Here is a 23,904-nt window from a genome sequence, read left to right as displayed (position 1 = left end):
TGTCGCCCATGGATAAGGTTCTTGGCGCCTGCGGACCCACACTCGCCTCAACGACAACAGCCGTTTTTTTCGTGACTTGCGTAGCACCCACCGTAGCCACTAATTAATTCGCCGGCCGCACTGAACGGCCATGAGGACTTGAACGATGGACGTCACCGCAACCCTGAGCTTGGGCGATCCGCTGGAACCTGCACGCAAGGCCACTGCACAGATGCTGCAGGAACGTGAGCGGACCTTTTCCCTGCCGCAGCCGTTCTACTGCGATGAAAGGCTGTTCGATATCGACATGCAGGAGATCTTCCAGAAGGAATGGCTGATCGCCGGCATGACCTGCGAGATCCCTACCAAGGGCAACTACATCACCCTGCAGATCGGCAAGAACCCGATCATCGTCATCCGCGGCGCCGACGGCGTGGTCCACGCCTTCCACAACGTCTGCCGCCACCGCGGCTCACGGCTGTGCACCAGCGACAAGGGCAAGGTCGCCAAGCTGGTCTGCCACTACCACCAGTGGACCTACGAACTGGACGGCCGCCTGCTGTTCGCCGGCACCGAAATGGGCGCCGACTTCGACATGAAGCAATACGGCCTGAAACCGGTGAACGTGAAGACCGCCGGCGGCTACATCTTCATCTCCCTGGCCGAGAACCCGCCGGCCATCGACGACTTCCTGGCGACCCTGGCCCATTACATGGAGCCCTACGACATGGAGAACACCAAGGTGGCGGTGCAGACCACCTTGCATGAAAAGGCCAACTGGAAGCTGGTGCTGGAGAACAACCGCGAGTGCTACCACTGCGGCGGCTCGCACCCCGAATTGCTGAAAACCCTGCTGGAATGGGACGACGTCACCGACCCGCGGGCCGACCAGGCGTTCAAGGACCACGTGGCCGCCTCCGCTGCCGCCTGGGAAGCCGAGAAGATCCCTTACGCCCACGCCAGCTTCGGCCTGCGCAACCGCATCGTGCGCATGCCGCTGCTCAAGGGCACCGTGTCCATGACCCTGGACGGCAAGCAGGGCTGCGCCAAACTCATGGGCCGGATCAAGAACCCGGACCTGGGCTCGATGCGCATCCTGCACCTGCCCCACTCGTGGAACCACTGCATGGGCGACCACATCATCGTGTTCACCGTGTGGCCCATCAGCGCCCAGGAAACCATCGTCACCACCAAGTGGATCGTGCACAAGGACGCCGTGGAAGGCGTGGACTACGACGTCGAGCGCATGCGCCAGGTGTGGGACGCCACCAACGCCCAGGACCGGCGCCTGGCGGAAGAGAACCAGCGCGGCATCAACTCCACCGCCTACCAGCCCGGCCCGTACTCCAAGACCTACGAGTTCGGCGTGGTCAACTTCGTCGACTGGTACAGCGAGCGCATGCTGAGCAACCTGGGGGCGGAACCGGCGCCTTACCTCAAGGGTGTTCCGGTCACCGGCTGACACTGCAAGCACCGCAGCGGCTACAAGGCTTATGTAGCCGCTGCCGCAGGCTGCGAACGGCTTGGGCGGCATTCCGACGCAGCAGGCGCAGCGATCTTGAGAGCGCCTGAGGTCCGGCGGAAAACCGTCAAGCAAGGTCCTGCGGACCTTGTCGCAGCCTCGCGGGCTCGGCAGCGGCTACAGGGCCTTCAGGGCCGCGACCAGCTGACCGCGCCGGTCTCGCCGATGAAGGTCTCGCTGATCTGCGGGCCGTCCAGCCTCACCTTCACATAGCCATTGCGCACCCGTAGCGGGTAGTTCGGATCGTCTGCCGAAAGGGTTTCCGACCATTGCACCTGGGTGTTGCCCTTCAGTTCGCTGGTAACGCCATAGGGAATCGCCCCATGGCCGATGCAGCGCCCATACATGCCGTCCCTGGGCGCTGTCCAGGTACTGGAAGCGCACGATCCAGCCGTCGCCGTCACGCTCCAGATGGCGCACCTGGGCCTGGCAGAAAATCTGCGCACCGTGATTGCGGTGGTGTTCTTGGCCTTGTTGTTACAGCCCCAGACGCAGTCGCCACAGTGGTTGCACGGCAGTTGCTCGCCCCCGACGTGGTTGAGGTTGTTGGGCAACTTGGCGAAGATCACGTTGATCGGCGGCTTGTAGAAACGCGCCTCCTGCTTGAGAAAGTCCGCGGACTTCTGGTTGGCCTGGAGCTTGGCCAGGGAAACACAAACTGTGGAAAAAGTGCCAACCGGCGGCAGCCCGGGGGTGCAGCTATAGGCGGGCGCGCTGGTTGGTGGCGCGGCGGCGGGTGCGTCGAGGGAGAAAGGCGCGGATCGCAGAAGCCTGCGATAAACGACAGTCCATTGCCTGAGCTCCCGAGAACCGGATGTGGATAAGTAACTGCCAAGTCCTTGTGGCATCAGTGAAGACAGGCCACTTGCCAGTGTCAAGGCAGCCATTAGAGCTGTATGAAATTTGATCTATTGCCGTGCAAGCCATGGATTACAAGGGGTGCAGCCTTCGACGAACACCTTATCCACACCTTGGCCCACAGCAACTGTGGGCAAGTTCCTCTGGCATGGGGATATTTCGCCGGGCAATGGCAATAAAATCCGTGACTTATGTAGAAAGTGCTGTTTTACAAGACATTGATCATTTTTTGAACATAGCCATCAAAGCCACGTATTCAGAGGGCTACAGAGGAAGGCGAACACCTTATCCACAGAACGGCCAACAGACTTTGGGGGCAACTCGGGTGCACGAGTCATGCACTGTGGAAAACCGCCAGAAGCCGCGCATTATCAGGGGCACGCCAGGATATTCTGCGGAAAAACCAGCATTTGGTCGTTTTTTGAACAAAAGCTTGAAAGCCCCGTTCTGCAAGGGATACAGCGCTAAGCGAACATCTTATCCACAGAAGCGCCAACAGACTTTGGGGGCAACTGCTGTGCAAAAGTCTGCCCGAGGGTTTTCCCATCATGGAAAAAACGCCATAAAAAACGCCGACTTAGCCTGATCAAAAATCGTACAGGCGGCGCCAGGGCCCGCTGCACAAGGGCTGGAGCGAGGCGCGAACACCTTATCCACAGGTCCGCACACAGGGATTGTGAGTAACCCTACCCCCCTGTCGCGAAAGACGGCCGGGAATTGTGCAAAACCGCGGCGGCCTCTTCGCCGGTAAGCCGGCTCCTACAAGGCATCGGTGCATTTCCCCTTGTGGGAACTGGCTTGCCAGCGCACGGCTGCGCCCGGGAATTGTGCAAAACCGCGCTGGCCTCTTCGCCGGCAAGCCGGCTCCTACAGGACATGGGTGCATTTCCCCCGTAGGAGCTGGCTTGCCAGCGAACAGCGGTGCCAGGGGTTGTGCATAACCCTGAGGTCAGCGCACTACGCCTTCTTCGATGAGCAATTTGAGAATGGCTTCGGCACCCGCCTCAGGGCTGACGCCCTTGAGTACCTGGCCGGTGCCGCCGCTGGCCTTGGCGGTAGCGGCTTTCATGCGGTCGGCGCCGCTCTTGGCCTTGATCACTTTCAGGCGCTTGGGGCGCGGCTTGGCCGGCTGCAGGCTGGAGCCTGTGAACAACTCGTCCTCCACCACCAGCACCTGGTCGGTTTCGAGCAGGCCCCGGCGCGCCGGGCCGTAGGCGCTCTGGCGCGGCTTGGGTGCGGCGTTATCCACAGTGGCGAGGAATGGCAGGCGCACCTTGAGCCGGCGTCGCTGGCCGCGAGGCAAGGCTTGCAGGACATGGGCCACGCCATCGCCCAGGGACTCGACCTGGGCCAGCCCCACCACCAGCGGCCAGCCGAGGTTTTCCGCCAGCAGGAATGGCAGCATCCCCGAGCCCTCGCCGGTTTCCGCCTGGCTGCCGGTGAGCACCACCTGGGCGCCGGCATGACGCAGGTACTGGGTCAGTGCCGGCAGGGCATCGGCGCCCGCCGGCTGCTCCAGCACATGCAGCTGTTCCAGGCCCATGCCCAGGTAGGCGCGCAGGGCCGGTTCGGCTACATCGCCGGCATGCAGCACCTGCAACTGCGCACCGGCCAGTTGCAGGCCCAGTTCCACTGCCCGGGCATCCTGTTCGGCACGCCGCGGGCGGCCGGAGGTGGGGTGGGCGCCAATCGAAATCAGGCTGATTACATTGCTGTGCATAACATCCCCTTAAGCCGCATCGCGCTTGGCGTCGTTGCGGTAGGCCGCTACCGCCGCGATCAAGGCCTTGAGAATCTCCGCGCTGTCGCCAATCACCGACAGGTCGGCACGCTTGATCATGTCGCAACCCGGGTCGAGGTTGATCGCCACCACCTTGTCGCAGGCACCAATGCCTTGCAGGTGCTGGATCGCTCCGGAAATCCCCACCGCCACATAGACCCGCGCGGTGACCCAGATACCACTGGCCCCCACTTGCCGGTCGCGGGCCATGAAGCCGTCGTCCACCGCCACCCGCGAAGCGCCTTCGGTGGCCCCCAGGGCGGCGGCGGTCTGGTGAAACAGCGGCCAGTCCTTGACCCCGTTGCCCCCGGAAAAGATGAACTCGGCCTCGGCCATGGGAATCGCCGCCGGGTCCACCGCCACTGCGCCCAGGTCTTCGATCCGCGCCAGGCTGCGGGCCACGCTTGTGGATAACTCCACCGGCAAGGCTTCGTGGCGGGTTTCGCTGACCGGCTCCGCGCATTCGGCGGCGGCCAGGATCAAGCGCGCCACCGGCCGCGCCAAGTCCTGCAGGCCCGCGCCAGCACGGCCGATGCACTGCCCGTCCTTGACCTGCCAGACCCGGGTCGCCGGGCGTTCGCCCAGGGCCGCGGCAAGGCGCCGGCCCAGTTCGCCGCCGCCGGTGCGGCTGTCGGGCAGCAGCCAGTGGCGCGGGCTGAACTGGTTATCCACAGCCCGCAGGCCCTGCACCCGTTGCTCCGGTGCATAACCTTCGAACTCGCTGCCTTGCAGCACCAGCAGGCGGTCGACACCCGCGATGGCGAAGGCCGATTCCTTGTGTTCGCCGAACACCACCGCCAGCACCGCGCCGTCCTGGCCCGCCAACTGATGGGCCAGGCCCAGCAGGTCGCGGTCGTGGCTGCTCAGGCGGCCACCGACCATGTCCGGCACCACGCTGATGTAGAACGCCGGCTGCGCCACTTGATGCAGCGGCAACTGCACCTCGGCCGCTGCCGTGCGCTTGGCGCTGCCGCCCTGCTGGGCGCCACTGCGGTCGATGCGCTTGAGGCCGTTGGGGCCGATGAAACCGATGCCGTGGGGGTTCTTGCGGATCAGGCCATTGGGCCCCATCCAGCTGTGTTGCGCCGGCTGCATGGCCGCGTGCAGCGGGTGCAGGCGGTTGCGGGCGATCCACTCGGCCCGGGGATCGCGGCGGATAATGTCGCTCATCAGTGCACCTCCGCAGGTTCAGGTTTCACCGACGCCGGCGCTTTGCTCGGGGCGGCGTCTTCGAGCAAGGCATCGGCTACCAGTTCGGCGATGTCCTTGATCATCGGCCGCGGCTCCACCACCCCTTCGAGCATCGCCGTGCACTGTGGACAACCCACGGCCACCAGCTCGGCGCCGGTTTCGCGGATGTCCTGCATGCGCATGTCGGGAATCCGTTGCTTGCCCGGAATGTCGGTGATCGGCGCGCCGCCGCCACCGCCGCAGCAACGGGAACGGAAGCCCGAGCGCTGCATTTCCTTGATCTCGATGCCCAGGGCCCGCAGTACCTCGCGCGGCGCTTCGTATTCACCGTTGTAACGGCCCAGGTAGCACGGGTCGTGGTAGGTAACGCTATTGCCTTTGTGCTGGCCCAGATTGAGGGCACCGGCACCAATCAGCTCGGCCAGGTAGGTGCTGTGGTGCTGCACCAGGTAGTTGCCATCGAAGGCGCCGTACTCGTTCTTCAGCACATGGAAACTGTGGGGATCGCAGGTGACGATGCGCTTGAAGCGGTACTTGGCCAGGGTCTGGATGTTGCGCTTGGCCAGCAGCTGGAAAGTCGCTTCGTCGCCCAGGCGCCGGGCCACGTCACCGCTGTCGCGCTCTTCCAGGCCGAGCACGGCGAAGTCCACCTTGGCCGCCTTGAGCACTTTGACGAAGGCCCGCAGGGTGCGCTGGTTGCGCATGTCGAAGGCGCCGTCGCCGACCCAGAACAGCACGTCGGTGCTTTGTTTGTCGCTGAGCAGGGACAGGTTCAGGTCCGCCGCCCAGTTCATCCGCCCGCCGGGGTTGAAGCCGCCGGGGTTGTCGGTGGCAATGAGGTTTTCCAGGACCTCGGCGCCCTTGTTCGGCGTGGCGCCCTTCTCCAGGGTCAGGTGGCGACGCATGTCGACGATGGCATCGACGTGTTCGATCATCATCGGGCATTCCTCGACACAGGCCCGGCAGGTGGTGCAGGACCACAGGGTCTCGGCGTCCACCAGGCCGTTGACGATGGGCTGGTGCGGGTTGCCGCCGTGTTCGCCGATGGCCTTGCCAGGGTACGGGCTGCCAGCGAACTGCGCATCGGTACCGCCGGCCAGGCCGACCACCATGTCCTGGATCAGTTTCTTCGGGTTCAGCGGCTGGCCGGCGGCGAAGGCCGGGCATGCCGCCTCGCACTTGCCGCACTGCACGCAGGCGTCGAAGCCCAGCAACTGGTTCCAGGTGAAGTCCTTGGGCTTTTCCACCCCCAAAGGCGCGTTCGGGTCTTCCAGGTCCAACGGTTTGAGGCCGGTGGAGCGTCCGCCACCAAAGCGCTCGGCGCGCCGGTGCCAGGCCAGGTGCAGGGCACCAGCGAAGGCGTGCTTCATCGGCCCGCCCCAGGTCATGCCGAAGAACAGCTCGGACACGCCCCAGAGCACACCCAGCGCAAGCAGCGCCGCCAGCAGCCAGCCACCGAAGTTTTCCGGAAGGATCCCGGCCACCGGCAGGGTCGCCACGAAGAAGCTCACGGAGAATGCCAGCAGGCTTTTGGGCAGGCGCATCCACGGCCCTTTGGACAGCCGCGCCGGCGGGTTGCGCCGGCGCTTGGCGACGAACAGCGCGCCGACGAACATCAGCGTGGTGGCCAGCAGCAAGGCATAACCCAGGATGCGGTTGTGCAGGCCGAAACCGTGCACCAGGATCGCCAGCACGGCGGCCAGGACAAAGCCCCCCGCCGTGGCCACGTGGGTGTTGGCCATGTATTTGTCCCGGGCCACCACGTGGTGCAGATCCACCATGTAGCGCTTGGGCATGGCCAGCAGGCCGCCAATCAGATCGACCTTGGAGGCTCGCCCCCGGCGCCACATGGCCACGCGTCGCAGCGCGCCAAGGACCGCAAGGCCGATGGCGGCGAACAACAGAATGGGAAGAAGGGTGTTCAACATGGTGGAGCTCCCAAAGACCTGGGGCCTTGTAGGAGCTGGCTTGCCAGCGATCAGGCAGCACGCGGTATCTCGCCAGTGCCGATCGCCGGCAAGCCGGCTCCTACAGGAAGTGGCTTAGAAATCCTTGCACAGGCGCAGTGCGTCGTAGATCGCGGCATGGGTGTTGCGCTGGGACACGCAGTCGCCGATGCGGAACAACAGGTAGCCCTCCCCCGTCTCGCTCAGGCACGGCTGCGGCTTGATCGCAAACAGCGCCTCGACGTCCATCTGGCCCTTGTTGCGCGAACCTTCCTTGAGCCCGTAGTAGAGCTCTTCGTCAGGACGCACGCCGTTTTCCACCACCACCTGGTCCACCACCCGTTCTTCCCGGGCGCCGGTGTATTCGTTTTCCAGCACCGCCACCAGCTTGTCGCCCTCGCGGTACACCTTCTCCAGGGTCAGGTCCCCGGTCATGATCACTTCCTTGGGGTACAGGCTGCGGTAGTAGGTAGGGAACGAGGTGCCGCCCACGGCGATGCCCGGCTTGATGTCGTCGGTGACGATTTCCACTTGCGAACCCTTGTCGGCGATGAAGTCGGTGACCGACATGCCGGTGAACTCACAGATGGTGTCGTACACCAGCACGTTCTTGCCCGGCGCCACCTTGCCGTCGAGGATGTCCCAACTGCTGACCACCAACCCTTCGGCGGCGCCCCAGTGCTCGTTCTGCTCGATGAACGGATGGCCGCCCACGGCCAGCACCACCACGTCGGGGCGCAGGTCGAGGATGGTCGCGCTGTCCGCCGCGGTGCCCAGGCGCAGGTCGACTTTCAGGCGCGCCAGCTCCAGCTGGTACCAGCGGGTGATACCGGCGATCTGGTCCCGTTGCGGCGCCTTGGAGGCCGTGGTGATCTGCCCGCCAATGGCTTCCTTCTTCTCGAACAGGGTCACGTCATGGCCGCGTTCGGCGGCGACGCGAGCGGCTTCCATACCGGCAGGACCGGCACCGACCACCACCACCTTGCGCTTGATGCCGGTGGTTTTCTCGATGATGTGCGGCACGCCCATGTATTCACGGGACGTGGCGGCGTTCTGGATGCACAGCACGTCCAGGCCCTGGTACTGGCGGTCGATGCAGTAGTTGGCGCCGACGCACTGCTTGATCTGGTCGATCTGGCCCATCTTGATCTTGGCGATCAGGTGCGGGTCGGCCATGTGCGCGCGGGTCATGCCCACCATGTCGACGTAACCGCCTTCGAGAATCCGCGTGGCCTGGTTCGGGTCCTTGATGTTCTGTGCGTGCAGCACCGGGACCTTGACCACTTCCTTGATGCCCGCCGCCAGGTGCAGGAACGGCTCCGGCGGGAAGCTCATGTTGGGGATCACGTTGGCCAGGGTGTTGTGGGTGTCGCAGCCCGAACCCACCACGCCGATGAAGTCCAGCATGCCGGTGTCGTCGTAGTACTTGGCGATCTGCTTCATGTCCTCATGGGACAGGCCGTCCGGGTGGAACTCGTCGCCGCACAGGCGCATGCCCACGCAGAAATCGTCGCCCACTTCAGCGCGTACCGCCTTGAGCACTTCCAGGCCGAAACGCATGCGTTTCTCGAAGGTGCCGCCCCATTCGTCGGTGCGCTTGTTGACCCGTGGGCTCCAGAACTGGTCGATCATGTGCTGGTGCACCGCCGACAGCTCGACACCGTCCAGGCCACCGGCCTTGGCCCGGCGCGCGGCCTGGGCGTAGTTGCCGATCACCCGCCAGATCTCCTCCGGCTCGATGGTCTTGCAGGTGGCGCGGTGCACTGGCTCGCGCACCCCGGACGGCGACATCAGGGTCGGCCAGTTGAAACCGTCCCAGCGCGAGCGCCGGCCCATGTGGGTAATCTGGATCATGATCTTGGCGCCGTGCTTGTGCATGGCGTCGGCCAGGTTCTGGAAATGCGGGATGATGCGGTCGGTGGACAGGTTCACCGAGCTCCACCACTCCTGGGGGCTGTCGATGGCCACCACCGAGGAACCACCACAGATCGCCAGGCCGATGCCGCCCTTGGCCTTTTCCTCGTAGTACTTCACATACCGTTCAGTCGTCATGCCGCCGTCGGTGGCGTAGACCTCGGCGTGCGCAGTGCTCAGCACACGGTTGCGGATGGTCAGTTTGCCGATCTGGATCGGCTGGAACATCGCTTCGAAAGCCATTTTTCTTAACTCCGCTTACAACGGTTTGACGACGAACAGGCCATCGTCGTGGCCTTCTTCGGAACCACCGTAAACCTGCTCTGCCACGGTGCGGATCTTGCTGCCACGGGCCGCCAGGATCTGGTCCATGGCACCGGCGAACCAGCCGGTGAACATGTAGTCCACCTTGCGCCCGACCTTGCCGTACACGTAGACGAAGGCCGAGTGTTCGAGCTTGACGCTGGCGGTGCCTTTATCCAGGTCGATGTCCTGGATCTTGAACAGGCCCCAGCCGCGCTGGGACAGGCGCTTCATGTAGTGCTCGAACACCGCGACGCCTTCCAGGCCATGGCATTCGGCTTCTTTTTCACACCAGTGCCAGGCGGACTTGTAGCCGGCCTTGTAGAGGATCTCGGCGTAGGCATCGGCGCCCAATACCTCCTCGATGCCCATGTGGTTGTTGACGAAGAAATGCCGTGGCACGTAGAGCATCGGCAGGGCGTCGGAGGTCCAGACACCGGTTTCGCTGTCGACTTCGATAGGCAATTGCGGGGCGATCTTGGCCATGTTTCAAAACTCCGGGATTCTGTGGATAAGTACGTCTGTAGCCGCTGCCGCAGGCTGCGAAAAGGCTCGAAGAGCCTTCCGAGGGCCGCAAGAGCGCGTCTCCTTCGGAGCCGATCGCAGCCTGCGGCAGCGGCTACAGGAATGTGCTGTGGGGGGTGGCCTTATTCGCCCCAGACGTCCTTCAGGACGCTGACCCAGTTCTCGCCCATGATCTTGCGCACCACGCGCTCGCTGTGGCCGCGCTTGATTAGGGTCTCGGTGAGGTTGGGGAACTCGCCCACGGTGCGAATGCCCAGGGGATTGATGATCTTGCCGAAGTTGGTCAGGCGCCGGGCGTAGCCCTTGTCGTGGGTCAGGTATTCGAAGAAGTCCTGGCCATGGCCCTGGGTGAAGTCGGTGCCGATGCCAATCGAATCTTCACCGACGATGTTCATGGTGTATTCGATGGCTTCGGCGTAGTCGTCGATAGTGGAGTCGATGCCCTTGGCCAGGAACGGCGCGAACATGGTCACGCCGACGAAACCGCCGTGGTCGGCGATGAATTTCAGTTCGGCATCGGACTTGTTGCGCGGGTGCTCCTTGAGGCCCGACGGCAGGCAGTGGGAGTAGCAGACCGGCTTCTTGGATTCGAGGATCACTTCCTCGCTGGTCTTGGAACCAACGTGGGACAGGTCGCACATGACCCCGACGCGGTTCATCTCGGCGACGATCTCGCGGCCGAACCCGGAGAGCCCGCCATCACGCTCGTAGCAGCCGGTGCCCACCAGATTCTGGGTGTTGTAGCACATCTGCACGATGCCCACGCCCAGCTGTTTGAACACCTCGACGTAGCCGATCTGGTCTTCGAAGGCATGGGCATTCTGGAAGCCGAAGAGGATGCCGGTCTTGCCCAGCTCCTTGGCCTTGCGAATGTCCGCGGTGGTGCGCACGGGCATCACCAGGTCGCTGTTTTCGCGTATCAGCTTCTGGCTGGAGGCAATGTTGTTGACCGTGGCCTGGAAACCTTCCCAAACCGACACGGTGCAGTTGGCTGCGGTCAGGCCGCCCTTGCGCATGTCCTCGAACAGCTCGCGGTTCCACTTGGCAATGATCAGCCCGTCGATAACGATGCTGTCGGCGTGTAGTTCGGCTGGGCTCATCAGGCTGTCCCCTTATTGGCGATTCATGCGCCGAATCGTCTGCCGGCGCTTTGGGGTCAGCATATGCTTGAGGGCCGGGGCGCCTGGGTGCAAAAACGACAGGGGAATTGCCGAAAGCGTCAAGCGCCGACAAAGGGCCGGACGGAGGGCATGGGTGGCCTCTGTTCTTTGCCCGGGGCTTGCGCCAGAATTCGCCGCTTCAACGAAAGCGTCACTGGATGAGGGCAGCGCTGCAATGAAACCGATCTTCCTGGCCTTGTTACTGATAACGACAGGCGTACAGGCGGCCGAAGAGGCCGACAACACGCCCTGCGACGGCGTGGAAAACGACGTGCAGACCCTGGAATGCGCGACCTACAACAGGACCACCGCCGAACAGCTGCTGGGCGACAACGTGCAGAGCCTGCTGGAACGCCTGGGTACCCTCTATGGCAGCGACAAAGGGCAACTGGCCGACATCAGCGCCAAGGTCAAAAATGCCCAGCAACTGTGGCAGAAGCAGCGCGACGCCGACTGCGCGATGGAGTCCTTTCCGGCCAAGCCCGGCACCAAGGCCTACACCATCGCCACCAATGACTGCCTGGCGCGCATGAGCGACGAACGCTCGGAGTTCATCGAATCCATCGCCCAGGAATGACCCGCCACCGCTAGGAGCGGGCCGGCCCGCGAAAAGCGCTCTGGCGAACCGGTTGTGGTGGCTGCGAGCGTTTCGCGAGCAAGCTCGCTCCTACAGGTCAGCGCCGGGTCAGGCGCCACCGCGAAAGCACGAGACGCCCCAGGCGGTGAGCTTGAACGGCAGGTGGTAGTGCTGGCGCGGATCATCCAGGCCGAAGCGGTACACCAGCACCTCGAGGAAGGGCACCGGCGGCAGCGCCTGGCCTTGCTCGCGATAGAACGCCGCCACGTCCAGCTCCACTTCGTAGACGCCCTGGCCGAAGCTCGCCGAGCGCTCGGCAAGCTCGCTCAGCAAGCCGTTGCCGGCAATTCGCCCTGCGCAGAGCAGCTCGCCGTCCAGGCGGCGCACCCGCACCGCCATGCCTTCGGCCACCTTGCCGCTGGCGACGTCCACCACATGGATGGATAGGCCGCCGTTCATTTCCAGAAGCCCTTGTGCGCCAGCGCGGCCTCGCTCTCAAGCATCGGCCCGAACACCGGGATCTGCCGCTGCCCACGGGCGAACACTTCGCGGCACGGCAGGGAAAAGGTCGGGTTTTCCGGGTGGTCGCCGGTCAACTCCAGCAGCTCATGTTCGGACAAGGCGTAGACCACCCGACCAATGCCGGTCCAGTAGATGGCCCCGGCGCACATGCAGCAGGGCTCGGCGCTGGTGTACAGGGTGCACTCGGCCAGGGCCTGGGGGCTGAGGCGCTTGGCCGCCAGCGCCGCTGCCGCCAGTTCGGCGTGCTGGGTCGGGTCGCCTTCGGGGGGCATCGAGTTGTTGCCGGCGCTGGCGATGACCTTGCCGTCGCGATCGGCCACCAGGGCCGCGAACGGATGACGGCCGCGGGCCTTGGCCTCTTCGGCGAGCTGGATGCTCTGGCGCAGCAAGTGCAGGTCCAGTTCGGTGACACCGGCAGGGATGGAAGAAAGAATCTGGGTCATCTTGACCTCCTTTTCATGGGCAGGAGCCGCCACAGCAATGGCGGCGAGAAAAACGTCAGTCATTGAGCTCGACATGGGCTGCCAGCACCTGGGCGGCGGCCTCACGGGGATTGAGCAGCAGGTTGAGAACGATGGCGGTGATGGCGCCAAGGAAGATGCCGCTTTCCAGCACCAGCCTGAGGGGACCGTGCAGATGGGCGAACAGCGCCGGGAAGGACATCGGCAGCACCCCGACGCTGACCGACACCGCCACCACGATGGCGTTGCGCGTACCTTCGAACGGCACCCGCGACAGTTCCTGGATGCCGGCCACTGTAGTCATGCCGAACATCACGATGGCGCAACCGCCAAGCACCGGGGTCGGCACCGCGGCCACCAGGGCACCCAGCTTGGGAAACAGCCCCATGAGCACCATGATTGCCCCGGCCGCAGCCACCACGAAGCGGCTCTTGACCCTGGACAGCGCGATCAGCCCGGTGTTCTGGGTAAAGGCGTTGTAGGGAAAGCTGTTGAACAGGCCGCCGAGCAGGGTCGACAGGCCATCGGCGCGGAACGCATCGCCCAGGGTGCGCTGAGTGGTCGGCTTGCCGGTGAGCTTGCCGATGGCCAGGCAGTTGCCGGTGGTCTCGGCCATGATCACCAGCATCGCCAGGGTCATGATCAGGATCGGCACCAGGGAAAACTGTGGAGCCCCAAACGCCATGGGCCGGCTCAGTTCGAACCAGGCCGCCTGGCTCACCTGGGCAAAGTCGGTCATGCCGAACGCCGCGGCGATCAGGCTGCCCACCAGCAAGCCGATGAGCACGCTGAGGTTGCCGATAAAGCCCGAGAACTTGCCGTAGATCACCAGCGTCACCGCTACCGTGGCCAGCCCCAGCAGCAGGTTGGCCGGCGCGCCGAAATCGTCCGCCGCGGGGTTGCCGCCGCCGAGCCAGATCGCCGCTGCCGGCATCAGGGAAATGCCGATGATGGTGATCAGGCTGCCGATCACTACGGGCGGGAAAAACCGCAGCAGACGGCTGAACAGCGGCGCCAGGGCAATGGTGATGACGCCTGCGGCGATCACCGCGCCGAACACCTCGGTCAGGCCGAACTGCTTGCCGATCATGATCATCGGTGCCAGGGCGATGAACGAACAGCCCTGGATCAACGGCAGCCGCGCGCCAAAACGCCAGAACCCCAGGGTCTGGACCAGGGTGGCGATGCCCGAGGTCAGCAGGTTGGCGTTGATCAATAGCACCACCTGCGCCGGGGTCAGGCCCAGGGCATTGCCTAGAATCAACGGCACCGCCACCGCACCGGCATACATCACCAGCACATGCTGCAGGCCGAAGGTGAACAGCTGGCGGACGGGCAGGACCTCGTCCACGGGATGCACGCGGGAAATTGTCATGTCGCAGGTCTCCTGAAGGTGCAGCTTTTGCTTTTGTTTTGGCAGGCATCCGGGGCAAGCGCCGCCGGCAGGAAGTACGGACGTCGGGGCCATGATCTGTGCTTGAATACGATGAAACAAATGAGCAGCCATCGTTTTTAACGATGGATCAGACAGCCCTCTTCCAGGGCCGGGAGCCGCGATGCGCTTTTCGCTGGATCAACTGCAGATGTTCGTACAGGCCGCGCAAAGCGGCTCGTTCTCGGCCGCCGCACGCAAGCTGGGCAAGACCCAGTCCACGGTCAGCGTGGCCATCGGCAACCTGGAGGCGGACCTGGGGGTCGAGCTGTTCGACCGCAGCGCTCGCAGCCCGGTGCTGACGGCCACCGGGCAGAAGATGCTGCTGCAGGCCGAGGCGGTGCTGGAGCGCTGCCTGACCCTGCAGGCCAACGCCGACTGCCTGTCGCAGGTGGTGGAGCCACACCTGTCGATCGTCATCGAAACCCCCTATGGCCCGCTGATGCCGGCCCTGCGGGAGTTCGAACAGGCCTTTCCCTATGTCGACCTGCTGATCCGCCACCCGCTGTCCGGGGACGCCAGCGAGCTGGTGGCCCGGGGTGAGGCGGTGCTGGGCATCGCCTTCTCGCAACCGGGCTACCCCCAGGAGCTGGAGTTCCAGCAATTGGGCAAGCTGATCATGTTGCACGTCTGCCACCCGGACCACCCGCTGGCGCAGCTCGACAGCGTGACCTTCGACGACCTGCATGTGCACCGGCGCCTGGCCTTCAGCGCCCACGCCAACAAGCTGCCCAGCAGCGAATACCTGCGCTCCACCCAGCTGTGGCAGGCGGAAAACTACCTGGCGCTGCTGGAAATGGTCCGCGCCGGCCTGGGCTGGGCCACCCTGCCGCGGCAACTGATCCAGCGTGAACTGGCCAAGGGCGAGCTGGTGGAACTGCAACTGGGGGCCTACCCCCATACCGACTGGCTGATCGGCGTCGACCTGCTCTGGGCCCGACAACGGGTGATGGGCAAGGCCGAGCGCTGGCTCAAGGAGCGGCTGCTGCGCCAGAAGGTGTACGAGGTGGACCGGCGCGGGCAGTCCACGACCTGGTAATGCTGGCGCGGGCAACAAAGGGACAAGGTTCTGCACTTGGCCGGGCAGGAAATATAAGCAAGGATTCGCATTCCTTATAAAAGACTTATATAGTCCGCCATGAACGAGATCCTCTGGAGTAGAAAAGCGGTCAAGCAGTTGATGCGACTGCACCACGAGCATCAGGTCCAGGTTCGCGATGCGATTGCCCTGCTGGCCGACATGCCCGCCAGTGGCAACGTCAAAGCCCTGTCCGGCCACACTTATGCCTATCGTCTTCGGGTCGGGCAGTACCGGGTCCTGTTCGACTGGGACGGAGCCATACACATCGTCAGTGTTCAAGAGGTCAAGAAACGTGATGAACGTACCTACTGACATCCAGATCATCCACGGCCCGGACGGCAGCCCGGCATTCGTGGTGATTCCCTACGCGCAGTACATGGCGCAGTACAAGGAAGCCGATCTGATACCCCATGACGTGGTCAGCCGCATGGTCGACGGCGCCACGCCGATCCGCGCCTGGCGCGAGCACCTGCACCTCACCCAGGACGAAGTCGCCAGGCGCCTGGGGATCTCCCAGCCGGCCTTTGCCCAGCAGGAAAGCGTCGCCCGGCCGCGCCGGGCCACCCGGGAAAAGATCGCCGCCGCCTTCGGCATACGCGCCGACCAGCTGGAGCTGTAAGCTGCGCCTCACTCACTGATTGAAAGGGTTCCCCATGAGCATCTGCGGTATCGAGATCAAAGGCAGCGAAGCCATCTTCGCCCTCGCCACCCTGCAAGACGGCGCGGTGCAACACCAGCCGCTGGCCACCAAGAAAATCGCCCTGGAAGACGATGACGAGGCCGCCAACGTCAGGGCCTTCGCCAGCCAGGTCGGGGCCTTCGTGCGCGAACACGGGATCACCCGCATCGCCATCAAGAAGCGCAGCAAGAAAGGCGAGTTCGCCGGCGGCCCCACCACCTTCAAGATCGAAGGCGTGTTTCAGTTGCTGGAGAATTGCGAGGTGACCCTGCTGTCGCCCCAGACCATCAACGCCCAGTACAAGAAGCACGGCTTCGCTCTGGCCGCGAGCCTCAACAAATACCAGCACGAAGCCTATAAGGTAGCCTGCACAGCACTCAAGATTTAAAAGCAACGAATCGCTTTAGAAACTAGAAAGACACTTCAAGGAAAGAAAATGAAATACAGCATCAAAAAAAACCCAATTACATGGACCACCCTGAGTGGTCTAGGCAACTCCAAGGCAATTAAATCGATCAGCTTCTGGTTTATTGCGATACCAATACTTGCAAAACTAACCGAGAAATTTCCTTCAGAAATAAACCTAGGAATTTTTCAAACCCCAATCTTATTGAACTGGGACATTCCATTCAGCTTAAAAGTCTTATATGGCGCTACTCTTCTGTTCACAACCGCAAATATTTTATACTCTTTATACGCACCAAAAATAATAAAAGATTATAAGACCTTTGCTGAGTTCAAAGAAAAAGAAGGCAGCTTCGAGTCACTAAAGCAAATGTTCGAAGAGTTACTAGAGAGAAGTTCCGCCGATTACCAAGATACACTCATAAAAGATTTTTTCGGACATGTGACTAGCAACGAAGCTGAAAAAAGCTACATCAGTAACCTTAGGAATAGGTTTGATGCATGTACTGTGAGTACAGAACATCACGCTGACGCTTTCTCCAACATTAAAGGCGCCTTCAATGTTGAGCGCCCCACCATCACAAAAATCATTATGACGTTTTATGCATTTGGCTTTATTTGCCTAGCCTTCCTACTGATCCAAAACATCCAGTATGTCTATTTCGGATAGCTTATATTTATAACCTAGCCCCTTAAAGCTTAAGCTCACCGAAAGCGCTATCGAACTATCCTCAAAAGCGAGTTTGTTTTTTCAACTAATCGAGACCCTACGGTCTTCCCGGGGACAATTCACGAAACGCGCGCGGTAACTGCGGGTGAAGTAGGACGGCGATTCAAACCCACAGGCAATGCTCACCTCCAGCACGCTCATGTCGGTCTGGCGCAGCAGTTTGCGGGCTTTCTCCAGGCGCAGGCCCAGGTAGAAATTGCTCGGGGTGTCGTTGAGGTGCAGGCGGAACAGGCGCTCCAGCTGGCGCCGGGTGACCTTGATCGACTCGGCCAGGGCCAGGGTGCTCAGGGGCGGTTCACTGTGCTGTTCCATTTCGCCGATCACCTGCACCAGCTTCTTGTTGCTGATGCCGTAGCGGCTGGCGACTTCCATGCGCTGGTGATCCTTGCGCGGGCGGATGCGCCCCAGCACGAACTGCTCGCTGACCTGGACCGCCAGTTGCGGGCCGTGGGCCTGGGCGATCAGGTCGAGCATCATGTCGATGGACGCCGTGCCGCCGGCACAGGTGATGCGCCGTCGATCGATCTCGAACAGCTCCTGGGTCACGCTCAGTTGCGGGTAGGACTCCTTGAAGGCCTCGATGGCCTCCCAGTGCAAAGTCACCCGGTGCCCCTCCAGCAAACCGCTCTCGGCGAGGATCACGCTACCGGTGTCGATCCCGCCCAGGGTCACGCCCTCCACCTCCAGCCGCCGCAACCAGTGCTCCAGGGCCGGGGTGAGAAACTTCAGCGGCTCGAAACCGGCCACCACCCACAAGGTTGCGCCTTTCTTCAGCGGCTCCAGGGCCGCATCGACATTCACCGACATGCCATTGCTGGCCAGCACCGCGCCGCCGTCGGCGCTCAGCACATGCCAGCGGTACAGCTCGCCACGAAAGCGGTTGGCCACCCGTAGCGGCTCGATGGCCGAGATGAAACCGATGGCGGAAAACCCCGGCATCAGCAGGAAATAGAAGTCCTGGGACATGCAACGCACTCCGGTGACGGCCAGCGTGGGCCTTTTGATACGCCAAATGCCCCCGTGCCACAAGGGGGCAGGTCGCTGCAGTGCAAGAGTCGGTCGCCGCTGTGCGCTTGCCACCGGCGGCGCCTGCGTACCTTGGCAACACCTGCGCACAAAGACGCCGGGACCGACAATAACGACCTGCCGAGGAAAGCATCATGAAACGACTGATCAGCAGCTGTGTGCTTGCGCTTAGTAGTAGCGTTTTTCTGAGCAGCGGGGCCCTGGCCGCCGATGCCGCCAGTTGCCAGAACGTGCGCCTGGGCGTGGTCAACTGGACCGACGTGATCGCCACCAGCGCCCTGACCCAGGTCCTGCTCGACGGCCTCGGCTACAAGACCAAGCAGACCAGTGCTTCCCAGCAGATCATCTTTGCCGGCATCCGTGACCAGCGCCTGGACCTGTTCCTGGGCTACTGGAACCCGCTGATGACCCAGACCATCACCCCCTTCGTAGACGCCAACCAGGTCAAGGTCCTGGCCGAACCGAGCCTCAAGGACGCCCGCGCCACCCTGGCCGTGCCGGCCTACCTGGCGGACAAGGGGCTGAAGACCTTTGCCGACATCGCCAGGTTCCAGAAGGAACTGGGGGGCAAGATCTACGGCATCGAACCGGGTTCGGGAGCCAATACCCAGATCAAGGAAATGATCGCCAAGAACCAGTTCGGCCTGGGCAAGTTCCAGTTGGTGGAGTCCAGTGAGGCGGGCATGTTGTCGGCGGTGGCCCGGGCGGTGAAACGCAACGAAGCCATCGTGTTCTTCGGTTGGGCGCCGCACCCGATGAACGTCAACTTCAAGATGACCTACCTCAGCGGCAGCGAAAACGCCCTGGGGCCCAACGAAGGCCAGGCCACGGTGTGGACCGTCACCGCGCCTAACTACGCCGAGCAGTGCCCGAACGTGCACCGTCTGTTGACCAACCTGACCTTCAGCGCCGAAGACGAGAGCCGCATGATGCAGCCGCTGCTGGATCACAAGGATGCCCTGGAATCCGCGCGGCAATGGCTCAAGGACCACCCGCAGGACCAGCAGCGCTGGCTGGAAGGGGTCACCACCTTCGATGGCAAGCCGGCCGCCGAACACCTGCAACTGACCAGCAAATAAGCCACCGCCACTGCCGCCCCGCAGCCCGCCCTGGGCTGCGCACGGCCACCTCACGCCCTCAGCAAACACGCCTGTAAGGAACCGCACCATGAACCACGACGTCATCATCACCTGCGCACTCACCGGTGCTGGCGACACGACCGCCAAGAGCCCGCACGTGCCGGTCACCCCGAAACAGATCGCCGCGGCCGCCGTAGAAGCCGCCAAGGCCGGCGCCACCGTGGTGCACTGCCATGTGCGCGACCCCGCCACCGGCAAGTTCAGCCGCGATGTGGCGCTGTACCGCGAAGTGATGGAGCGGATCCGCGAGGCCGACATCGACATCATCGTCAACCTCACCGCCGGCATGGGCGGCGACCTGGAGATCGGCGGCGGCGAGAACCCCATGGAGTTCGGCCCCAACACCGACCTGGTCGGCCCCTTGACCCGCCTGGCCCACGTCGAGGAACTGCTGCCGGAGATCTGCACCCTGGACTGCGGCACCCTGAACTTCGGCGACGGCGACACCATCTACGTCTCCACCCCGGCCCAGCTGCGGGCCGGCGCCAAGCGTATCCAGGAGCTGGGAGTGAAGGCCGAGCTGGAAATCTTCGACACCGGGCACCTGTGGTTCGCCAAGCAGATGATCAAGGAAGGCCTGCTGGACAACCCGCTGTTCCAGCTGTGCCTGGGCATTCCCTGGGGCGCCCCGGCGGACACCACCACCATGAAGGCCATGGTCGACAACCTGCCGGCGGACGCGGTCTGGGCCGGCTTCGGGATTGGCCGCATGCAGATGCCCATGGCTGCGCAAGCGGTGCTGCTGGGGGGCAACGTGCGGGTCGGCCTGGAAGACAACCTGTGGCTGGATCGCGGCGTGCTCGCCACCAACGGCCAACTGGTGGAACGGGCCACGGAAATCCTCAGCCGCCTCGGCGCCCGGGTCCTGACCCCGGCCGAAGGCCGCCAGAAGATGGGCCTGAAGCAACGCGGCTAACCCCAATCCACCTCTCCCCCCGTAGGAGCGAGCTTGCTCGCGAAGAGGCCGTCACATCCGAGCTCATAGCAGCCGGCGTGCCGGCGAAGGGGCCCGCAAGGCCGACAATAGCTTCGCTGGCAAGCCAGCTCCTACGAACTCTTTATCCAGGAAGACGCGATGACTTTTATTACCGACATCAAAACTTTCGCCGCCCTGGGCAGTGGCGTGATCGGCAGCGGCTGGGTGGCCCGTGCCCTGGCCCACGGCCTCGACGTAGTGGCCTGGGACCCGGCGCCTGGCGCCGAAGCGGCCCTGCGCAAGCGCGTCGCCAACGCCTGGGGCGCGCTGGAAAAACAAGGGCTGGCCCCCGGAGCATCACAACAGCGCCTGCGCTTCGTCGACACCATCGAGGAATGCGTGAAGGATGCCGACTTCATCCAGGAAAGCGCTCCCGAACGCCTGGAGCTCAAGCTGGAACTGCACAGCAGAATCAGCGCCGCGGCCAAGCCTGAGGCGCTGATCGGCTCCAGCACCTCGGGCCTTTTGCCCAGCGAATTCTACGAGGGCTCGACCCACCCGGAACGCTGCGTGGTGGGCCACCCGTTCAACCCGGTGTACCTGCTGCCACTGGTGGAGGTGGTGGGCGGCAAGCGCACCGCGCCCGAAGCGGTCCAGGCCGCGATCAAGGTCTATGAATCCCTGGGGATGCGCGCCCTTCACGTGCGCAAGGAAGTACCCGGGTTCATCGCCGACCGTCTTCTCGAAGCGCTGTGGCGCGAGGCCCTGCACCTGGTCAACGACGGCGTGGCGACCACCGGGGAAATCGACGATGCGATCCGCTTTGGTGCCGGCCTGCGCTGGTCGTTCATGGGCACCTTCCTCACCTATACCCTGGCGGGCGGCGACGCCGGCATGCGCCACTTCATGGCCCAGTTCGGCCCGGCGCTGCAACTGCCCTGGACCTACCTGCCGGCCCCGGAGCTGACCGACAAGCTGATCGACGACGTGGTCGAAGGCACCGCCGAGCAACTGGGCACCCACAGCATTGCGGCCCTGGAGCGCTATCGTGATGACTGCCTGCTGGCGGTGCTGGAGGCGGTGAAAACCACCAAGGCCAAGCACGGCATGCACTTTCACGACTAACCCAACCCCGTAGGAACTGGCTTGCCGGCGAACGGGCCGCCAAGCCAGGCGCAAACCCAACGGACGCCTTCGCCGGCAAGCCGGCTCCTACCGTTATCCGGTGACCTTATGCCTGCCCTGACCACCTACAGCACCCGCATCATCAGCGACTGGGTCGATTACAACGGCCATCTGCGCGATGCCTTCTACCTGCTGATCTTCAGCTATGCCACTGACGCCCTGATGGATCGCCTGGGGCTCGACAGCGATAACCGCGAAGCCAGCGGCCACTCGCTGTTCACCCTGGAACTGCACCTGAACTACCTGCACGAGGTGAAGCTCGACACCGAGGTCGAAGTGCGCACCCAGATCATCGGCCACGACCGCAAGCGCCTGCACCTCTACCACAGCCTGCACAAGGTCGGTGATCCCCAGGAGCTGGCCGGCAACGAACAGATGCTGCTCCACGTCGACCTGGCCGGGCCGCGTTCGGCGCCGTTCAGCGAGCCGGTGCTGCAACGCCTGCAAACCCTGGCCGCCGAGCAGGCGGACCTGCCGCGCCCGGCCTGCCTCGGCCGGGTGATCGCCCTGCCCGCGGAAAAATAGCCCTCAGAATAAAAGGAGATCGCCGTGAACACCGCCGCCCTTGCCGACTACCGCAGTTACCCGTTGATCAGCGCACTGGCCACTGTCCAGGTCCTGCCGGACCGGCTCCAGGTGCACTGGGCCGACGGCCGTCTCAGCCCTTTTCACCATCAATGGCTGCGGGACAACTGCCCTTGCCCGCAATGCGTCTACAGCGTGACCCGCGAACAGGTGCTGGAAATCGTCGATGTTGCCGAAGACCTCGAGTGCAACGCCGCACGCATTGATGCCGACGGCTGCCTGAACCTCGACTGGGCGGACGGCCACCGCAGCCGCTTCGACCCCGGCTGGCTGCGGGCCCATGCCTATGATCGACAGTCGCGCGAAGAACGGCAGGCCGTCAAGGCCCGGCACTCGCTGTGGGACGCCAGCCTGCAACTGCCCGTGTTCCAGTACCAGGCGCTGATGGAGGACCCCCAGGTGCTGCTGCAATGGCTGCTGGCCCTGCGCGATACCGGCCTGACCCAGGTCCGTGGCGCGCCCACCGAACCCGGCTCGCTGGCCCTGATTGCGCGGCGTATTTCGTTTATCCGCGAAAGCAATTTCGGCGTGCTGTTCAACGTGCAGTCCAAGGCCGATGCCGACAGCAACGCCTACACCGCCTTCAATCTGCCGCTGCACAGCGACTTGCCGACCCGCGAGCTGCAACCGGGGCTGCAATTCCTGCATTGCCTGGTGAATGACGCGGTAGGCGGCGAAAGCATTTTCGTCGACGGCTTCGCCATTGCCGACGCCTTGCGCCGGGAAGACCCCGAGGCGTTCCGCGCCCTGTGCGAAATTCCCGTGGAGTTTCGCAACAAGGACCGCCACAGCGACTACCGCTGCCTGGCACCGGTCATCGCCCTGGATGCCCGGGGCCAGGTCGCGGAAATCCGCATGGCCAATTTCCTGCGTGGCCCCTTCGACACCACGGAAGAACAGATGCCCCGGCTGTACCGCGCCTACCGGCGCTTTATCGCCCTGACCCGCGAAGCCCGGTTCCGGGTCATTCGCCGCCTGGACCCGGGCCAGCTCTGGTGCTTCGACAACCGCCGCACCCTGCACGCGCGCAACGCCTTCGACCCGGCCAGCGGCGCCCGGCACTTCCAGGGCTGCTACATCGACCGCGACGAACTGCTCTCCAGAATCCTGGTGCTGCAGCGCTGATCCTCACCCCTCCCGCCCCCGGCTCCCCTGTAGGAGCCGGCTTGCCGGCGAAACTTGCCGGAGAGCTTTCCACAGGCAAAAAAAAGCCCCGATCAAGCCGTGACAGGATCGAGGCAGGGACTACTTCTGAGGAGCTGCGGTGAGAAGGTGACCAAACCGACACGACGCGAGCTGGTTTCAGTCTGCCCACTCTGCCTTCCCGCGAGTTAGCCGAGAGCGACCTGCTCATAGGTAATAGGGCCACTGCCACGCCTTCAGATGTCCTCGGTATACAGCACCACCGTCACATAGAAATAGCCGATCTTGTGCCAATCCTGGCGCTGGTTGTAGGGCGTCTCTTCAGAGCCCATGCCAATCTGGTAATTACGCCCGGTCTTTCTATCCCTATAGGAAATGAAGCCCTTCGTTTCCCAGCCGCAGCAGACAAACCTGAGCCCCTACTGCCCCCCCAACTCCCGCTGCAGATAGCGCTCTACCTCATGGGCGTCCTTACCTTTGACCCGGTAACTGGCAGTCAGCGGTGCGCCCTGATCCTGGGGCCTCGACTCACAACGGAAAAACTCCAGGGACTTCGGTGGATCGGTCATGGCCTTCAGAAAATCGTCGCACTCGGGAGCGGCCAGAGCGGCGCCGGAAACCATCAACAACAAACAGGCGAACCCCATTCTGAACATCACTTTCATCCACTCCAGCTCCATGCCTTGCCACTCGGCGGCCATCCTACCGAACACCCAGCGCTGGCACAGAAAGTCTTTGCGCGGCAGGAACGCTCATTACCCCACCCTTCAGGCAAGCCCGAGGCCTCACAAGCAAGCGCCGCAAGACTTGATTGCGCCGCCTTTTCCCAACGCTGTGGCAACCGG

The 23,904-nt window shown here is 63.4% G+C and carries 23 protein-coding genes and 1 pseudogene; 12 read left to right on the top strand and 12 right to left on the bottom strand.

Going from position 1 to position 23,904, the window contains the following annotated elements:
• Positions 1-145: 145 nt before the first annotated feature.
• A complete protein-coding gene (gene gbcA, locus ACUXVH_RS03280) occupies positions 146-1,441 on the top strand; it encodes a glycine-betaine demethylase subunit GbcA (protein ID WP_011063910.1) in 1,296 nt (431 codons plus the stop codon).
• Between the two features lie 414 nt (positions 1,442-1,855).
• Here gbcA and ACUXVH_RS03275 read toward each other — a convergent pair.
• The 7 genes and pseudogenes from ACUXVH_RS03275 to ACUXVH_RS03245 form a co-directional block, all read right to left on the bottom strand.
• A pseudogene (locus ACUXVH_RS03275) lies at positions 1,856-2,151 on the bottom strand (hypothetical protein); the annotation flags it as partial.
• A gap of 1,157 nt (positions 2,152-3,308) precedes the next feature.
• A complete protein-coding gene (gene etfB / locus ACUXVH_RS03270; protein ID WP_342402937.1) occupies positions 3,309-4,079 on the bottom strand; it encodes an electron transfer flavoprotein subunit beta in 771 nt (256 codons plus the stop codon).
• Between the two features lie 9 nt (positions 4,080-4,088).
• Positions 4,089-5,309 (bottom strand): electron transfer flavoprotein subunit alpha, encoded by a 1,221-nt coding sequence (gene etfA, locus ACUXVH_RS03265; protein WP_445493905.1) that lies wholly within the window; start codon positions 5,307-5,309, stop codon positions 4,089-4,091.
• Entirely contained in the window at positions 5,309-7,258 is a 1,950-nt protein-coding gene (gene dgcB, locus ACUXVH_RS03260) for a dimethylglycine demethylation protein DgcB (protein WP_194238011.1), read from the bottom strand. The genes etfA and dgcB overlap by 1 nt, the downstream gene beginning before the upstream one ends.
• A gap of 114 nt (positions 7,259-7,372) precedes the next feature.
• The gene (dgcA, locus tag ACUXVH_RS03255) at positions 7,373-9,433 is read right to left on the bottom strand and encodes a dimethylglycine demethylation protein DgcA (RefSeq protein WP_065365108.1); all 2,061 of its coding nucleotides are present in this window, start codon (positions 9,431-9,433) and stop codon (positions 7,373-7,375) included.
• 15 nt (positions 9,434-9,448) lie between these two features.
• The gene (locus ACUXVH_RS03250; RefSeq protein WP_011063916.1) at positions 9,449-9,979 is read right to left on the bottom strand and encodes a 4-vinyl reductase; all 531 of its coding nucleotides are present in this window, start codon (positions 9,977-9,979) and stop codon (positions 9,449-9,451) included.
• A gap of 161 nt (positions 9,980-10,140) precedes the next feature.
• Positions 10,141-11,118, bottom strand: coding sequence for a dipeptidase (locus ACUXVH_RS03245; protein ID WP_445493901.1), 978 nt, complete (start codon positions 11,116-11,118; stop codon positions 10,141-10,143).
• A 235-nt stretch (positions 11,119-11,353) separates the two neighbouring features.
• On the opposite strand from ACUXVH_RS03245, the gene ACUXVH_RS03240 reads away from it, so the two are divergent.
• Entirely contained in the window at positions 11,354-11,755 is a 402-nt protein-coding gene (locus tag ACUXVH_RS03240) for a lysozyme inhibitor LprI family protein (RefSeq protein WP_019095253.1), read from the top strand.
• A gap of 108 nt (positions 11,756-11,863) precedes the next feature.
• Here ACUXVH_RS03240 and ACUXVH_RS03235 read toward each other — a convergent pair whose 3' ends face one another.
• Genes ACUXVH_RS03235 through ACUXVH_RS03225 form a run of 3 tightly spaced genes read right to left on the bottom strand, consistent with a single transcriptional unit; the run spans position 11,864 to position 14,113 of the window.
• Positions 11,864-12,214 carry a hydroxyisourate hydrolase gene (locus ACUXVH_RS03235; RefSeq protein ID WP_220223383.1) on the bottom strand — a complete coding sequence of 117 codons (351 nt, stop codon included), beginning with the start codon at positions 12,212-12,214 and terminating at the stop codon, positions 11,864-11,866.
• Entirely contained in the window at positions 12,211-12,720 is a 510-nt protein-coding gene (locus ACUXVH_RS03230; RefSeq protein ID WP_041120175.1) for a nucleoside deaminase, read from the bottom strand. The genes ACUXVH_RS03235 and ACUXVH_RS03230 overlap by 4 nt, the downstream gene beginning before the upstream one ends.
• A 55-nt stretch (positions 12,721-12,775) precedes the next feature.
• On the bottom strand, positions 12,776-14,113 hold the full coding sequence (locus ACUXVH_RS03225) for a nucleobase:cation symporter-2 family protein (RefSeq protein ID WP_011063921.1): 1,338 nt from the start codon (positions 14,111-14,113) through the stop codon (positions 12,776-12,778).
• Positions 14,114-14,294: 181 nt separating this feature from the next.
• Between ACUXVH_RS03225 and ACUXVH_RS03220 the strand changes: the two genes are divergently transcribed.
• The 5 genes from ACUXVH_RS03220 to ACUXVH_RS03200 all read left to right on the top strand — a co-directional run bounded on the left by ACUXVH_RS03220 (position 14,295) and on the right by ACUXVH_RS03200 (position 17,005).
• Entirely contained in the window at positions 14,295-15,209 is a 915-nt protein-coding gene (locus ACUXVH_RS03220) for a LysR family transcriptional regulator (RefSeq protein ID WP_011063922.1), read from the top strand.
• Positions 15,210-15,308: 99 nt separating this feature from the next.
• Positions 15,309-15,563, top strand: a complete 255-nt coding sequence (locus ACUXVH_RS03215) for a type II toxin-antitoxin system RelE family toxin (RefSeq protein ID WP_011063923.1) — start codon at positions 15,309-15,311, stop codon at positions 15,561-15,563.
• Positions 15,547-15,870 carry a helix-turn-helix domain-containing protein gene (locus ACUXVH_RS03210; RefSeq protein WP_015637312.1) on the top strand — a complete coding sequence of 108 codons (324 nt, stop codon included), beginning with the start codon at positions 15,547-15,549 and terminating at the stop codon, positions 15,868-15,870. Before ACUXVH_RS03215 ends, ACUXVH_RS03210 begins: the two co-directional genes overlap by 17 nt.
• A 34-nt stretch (positions 15,871-15,904) precedes the next feature.
• Positions 15,905-16,318 (top strand): DUF3010 family protein, encoded by a 414-nt coding sequence (locus ACUXVH_RS03205; RefSeq protein ID WP_262213795.1) that lies wholly within the window; start codon positions 15,905-15,907, stop codon positions 16,316-16,318.
• A gap of 48 nt (positions 16,319-16,366) precedes the next feature.
• On the top strand, positions 16,367-17,005 hold the full coding sequence (locus ACUXVH_RS03200) for a hypothetical protein (protein ID WP_262213794.1): 639 nt from the start codon (positions 16,367-16,369) through the stop codon (positions 17,003-17,005).
• 81 nt (positions 17,006-17,086) lie between these two features.
• Here the strand turns inward: ACUXVH_RS03200 and ACUXVH_RS03195 are convergent, their stop codons facing one another.
• On the bottom strand, positions 17,087-18,031 hold the full coding sequence (locus ACUXVH_RS03195; RefSeq protein WP_262213793.1) for a GlxA family transcriptional regulator: 945 nt from the start codon (positions 18,029-18,031) through the stop codon (positions 17,087-17,089).
• A 194-nt stretch (positions 18,032-18,225) separates the two neighbouring features.
• Between ACUXVH_RS03195 and ACUXVH_RS03190 the strand changes: the two genes are divergently transcribed.
• The 5 genes from ACUXVH_RS03190 to ACUXVH_RS03170 all read left to right on the top strand — a co-directional run bounded on the left by ACUXVH_RS03190 (position 18,226) and on the right by ACUXVH_RS03170 (position 23,041).
• Positions 18,226-19,170, top strand: a complete 945-nt coding sequence (locus tag ACUXVH_RS03190; RefSeq protein WP_445493896.1) for a choline ABC transporter substrate-binding protein — start codon at positions 18,226-18,228, stop codon at positions 19,168-19,170.
• An 88-nt stretch (positions 19,171-19,258) separates the two neighbouring features.
• A complete protein-coding gene (locus tag ACUXVH_RS03185) occupies positions 19,259-20,146 on the top strand; it encodes a BKACE family enzyme (protein ID WP_019095257.1) in 888 nt (295 codons plus the stop codon).
• A 159-nt stretch (positions 20,147-20,305) separates the two neighbouring features.
• A complete protein-coding gene (locus ACUXVH_RS03180) occupies positions 20,306-21,271 on the top strand; it encodes an L-carnitine dehydrogenase (RefSeq protein ID WP_019095258.1) in 966 nt (321 codons plus the stop codon).
• A 108-nt stretch (positions 21,272-21,379) separates the two neighbouring features.
• The gene (locus tag ACUXVH_RS03175) at positions 21,380-21,856 is read left to right on the top strand and encodes a thioesterase family protein (RefSeq protein ID WP_210457961.1); all 477 of its coding nucleotides are present in this window, start codon (positions 21,380-21,382) and stop codon (positions 21,854-21,856) included.
• A gap of 24 nt (positions 21,857-21,880) precedes the next feature.
• Positions 21,881-23,041 carry a gamma-butyrobetaine dioxygenase gene (locus ACUXVH_RS03170; protein WP_445493893.1) on the top strand — a complete coding sequence of 387 codons (1,161 nt, stop codon included), beginning with the start codon at positions 21,881-21,883 and terminating at the stop codon, positions 23,039-23,041.
• A 437-nt stretch (positions 23,042-23,478) separates the two neighbouring features.
• Here ACUXVH_RS03170 and ACUXVH_RS03165 read toward each other — a convergent pair whose 3' ends face one another.
• Positions 23,479-23,724, bottom strand: a complete 246-nt coding sequence (locus tag ACUXVH_RS03165; RefSeq protein ID WP_445493891.1) for a DUF4952 domain-containing protein — start codon at positions 23,722-23,724, stop codon at positions 23,479-23,481.
• Positions 23,725-23,904 lie beyond the last annotated feature (180 nt).

Source organism: Pseudomonas sp. 8(2025) (assembly GCF_052665325.1).
The sequence above is the reverse complement of the archived record's forward strand: the minus strand, read 5'-3'. Positions and strand labels throughout refer to the sequence as shown.

What these genes read in the sequence shown, in the direction of transcription:
- gbcA (WP_011063910.1), top strand. Translation starts at nt 146, where the DNA reads ATGGACGTCACCGCAACCCTGAGCTTGGGCGATCCGCTGGAACCTGCA.
- etfB (WP_342402937.1), bottom strand. Translation starts at nt 4,079, where the DNA reads ATGCACAGCAATGTAATCAGCCTGATTTCGATTGGCGCCCACCCCACC.
- etfA (WP_445493905.1), bottom strand. Translation starts at nt 5,309, where the DNA reads ATGAGCGACATTATCCGCCGCGATCCCCGGGCCGAGTGGATCGCCCGC.
- dgcB (WP_194238011.1), bottom strand. Translation starts at nt 7,258, where the DNA reads ATGTTGAACACCCTTCTTCCCATTCTGTTGTTCGCCGCCATCGGCCTT.
- dgcA (WP_065365108.1), bottom strand. Translation starts at nt 9,433, where the DNA reads ATGGCTTTCGAAGCGATGTTCCAGCCGATCCAGATCGGCAAACTGACC.
- ACUXVH_RS03250 (WP_011063916.1), bottom strand. Translation starts at nt 9,979, where the DNA reads ATGGCCAAGATCGCCCCGCAATTGCCTATCGAAGTCGACAGCGAAACC.
- ACUXVH_RS03245 (WP_445493901.1), bottom strand. Translation starts at nt 11,118, where the DNA reads ATGAGCCCAGCCGAACTACACGCCGACAGCATCGTTATCGACGGGCTG.
- ACUXVH_RS03240 (WP_019095253.1), top strand. Translation starts at nt 11,354, where the DNA reads ATGAAACCGATCTTCCTGGCCTTGTTACTGATAACGACAGGCGTACAG.
- ACUXVH_RS03235 (WP_220223383.1), bottom strand. Translation starts at nt 12,214, where the DNA reads ATGAACGGCGGCCTATCCATCCATGTGGTGGACGTCGCCAGCGGCAAG.
- ACUXVH_RS03230 (WP_041120175.1), bottom strand. Translation starts at nt 12,720, where the DNA reads ATGACCCAGATTCTTTCTTCCATCCCTGCCGGTGTCACCGAACTGGAC.
- ACUXVH_RS03225 (WP_011063921.1), bottom strand. Translation starts at nt 14,113, where the DNA reads ATGACAATTTCCCGCGTGCATCCCGTGGACGAGGTCCTGCCCGTCCGC.
- ACUXVH_RS03220 (WP_011063922.1), top strand. Translation starts at nt 14,295, where the DNA reads ATGCGCTTTTCGCTGGATCAACTGCAGATGTTCGTACAGGCCGCGCAA.
- ACUXVH_RS03215 (WP_011063923.1), top strand. Translation starts at nt 15,309, where the DNA reads ATGAACGAGATCCTCTGGAGTAGAAAAGCGGTCAAGCAGTTGATGCGA.
- ACUXVH_RS03210 (WP_015637312.1), top strand. Translation starts at nt 15,547, where the DNA reads ATGAACGTACCTACTGACATCCAGATCATCCACGGCCCGGACGGCAGC.
- ACUXVH_RS03205 (WP_262213795.1), top strand. Translation starts at nt 15,905, where the DNA reads ATGAGCATCTGCGGTATCGAGATCAAAGGCAGCGAAGCCATCTTCGCC.
- ACUXVH_RS03200 (WP_262213794.1), top strand. Translation starts at nt 16,367, where the DNA reads ATGAAATACAGCATCAAAAAAAACCCAATTACATGGACCACCCTGAGT.
- ACUXVH_RS03195 (WP_262213793.1), bottom strand. Translation starts at nt 18,031, where the DNA reads ATGTCCCAGGACTTCTATTTCCTGCTGATGCCGGGGTTTTCCGCCATC.
- ACUXVH_RS03190 (WP_445493896.1), top strand. Translation starts at nt 18,226, where the DNA reads ATGAAACGACTGATCAGCAGCTGTGTGCTTGCGCTTAGTAGTAGCGTT.
- ACUXVH_RS03185 (WP_019095257.1), top strand. Translation starts at nt 19,259, where the DNA reads ATGAACCACGACGTCATCATCACCTGCGCACTCACCGGTGCTGGCGAC.
- ACUXVH_RS03180 (WP_019095258.1), top strand. Translation starts at nt 20,306, where the DNA reads ATGACTTTTATTACCGACATCAAAACTTTCGCCGCCCTGGGCAGTGGC.
- ACUXVH_RS03175 (WP_210457961.1), top strand. Translation starts at nt 21,380, where the DNA reads ATGCCTGCCCTGACCACCTACAGCACCCGCATCATCAGCGACTGGGTC.
- ACUXVH_RS03165 (WP_445493891.1), bottom strand. Translation starts at nt 23,724, where the DNA reads ATGAAAGTGATGTTCAGAATGGGGTTCGCCTGTTTGTTGTTGATGGTT.